The sequence below is a fragment of the Ureibacillus terrenus genome (genome assembly GCF_006569205.1).
Taxonomy (GTDB): Bacteria; Bacillota; Bacilli; order Bacillales_A; family Planococcaceae; genus Ureibacillus; species Ureibacillus terrenus.
Map to the genome: position 1 here is coordinate 1 of NZ_VIGD01000063.1, position 1,057 is coordinate 1,057.

Here is a 1,057-nt window from a genome sequence, read left to right on the forward strand (position 1 = left end):
GCCAATATTCAGCCATATCCAAGTATTTGCGCCCTGACATCCATTTTTCATCGATTTCGATCAACACGGCACCAACGAGGCGATACACCGATTCCCGGTTCGGAAAGATGCGGATGACCCGTTCTCTGCGGCGAATTTCTTCGTTCAGCCGTTCCACTCCGTTGGTCGTGCGCAGGCGCCGCCGGTAACGGTCCGGATAGTCCAATACGGCGGTGGCGTCTTCGAATCCCTCTTCGAGGATTTGCATGGCTTTTGGGGCTTTTTCTTCCCATTTGGCCAGCACTTGTTCCAATAACAGCCGGGCCGTTTGCTTATTTGGAGCATGAAGAATCCCACGAATCTCCTCGAGCAAGGCATCCTGCATATACTTTGGTGCGTCATCGAGGATATTACGAATAAAATGTGTCTGGCATCGTTGCCATGTAGCGCCTTGGAAATGCTTTTCAATGGCTTGCACCAGCCCACCGTGCTGATCCGAGATGATCAAGTCCACTCCCCGGAGTCCCCGGTCTTTCAGCCATCCGAAGAACTCGCTCCAGCTGGACTCCGATTCACTGTTTCCGATTTGCAGGCCAAGAATTTCTCGATATCCTTCCTCATTCACTCCTGTAGCGATCAACACGGCTCTGGAGCGTACTCGTCCATCCTCCCGGACTTTCGTATAAATAGCATCCACCAGTATAAACGGATATACGTGTTCATGCAGGGAACGATGGTTCCAGTCTTGGATAATCGGATCCAGCCCTTTGCATAGCGAGGAAACCGTGGATTTGGAAAACGAAGTGCCGCATAATTCCTCCGTGATTTGAGTGATTTTTCGGGTAGACACCCCGTTTACCACCATTTCCATGAGTGCCAGTACCAGTGCTTGTTCGCTCCGTTGATACCGTTGGAACAGTTCCGTAGAGAACTCCCCATCTCTTGTCCGTGGAACGCGCAAGGTCAACCGTCCTACCCGGGTCGTCAGCTGGCGTGGATACGAACCGTTTCGATAGCCTTTTCGTTCTTCCGTTCGTTCATAACGGCGAGCTCCCAGCTGTTCTTCTACTTGTGCCTC

At 51.8% G+C, this 1,057-nt stretch carries 1 protein-coding gene; it reads right to left on the reverse strand.

Features of this window, described 5'->3' with window-relative positions; genetic code table 11:
* Positions 1 to 1,057, reverse strand: a 1,057-nt coding sequence (locus tag FKZ59_RS14385; protein ID WP_141603397.1) for an IS256 family transposase, incomplete at both ends; no start/stop codon positions are given.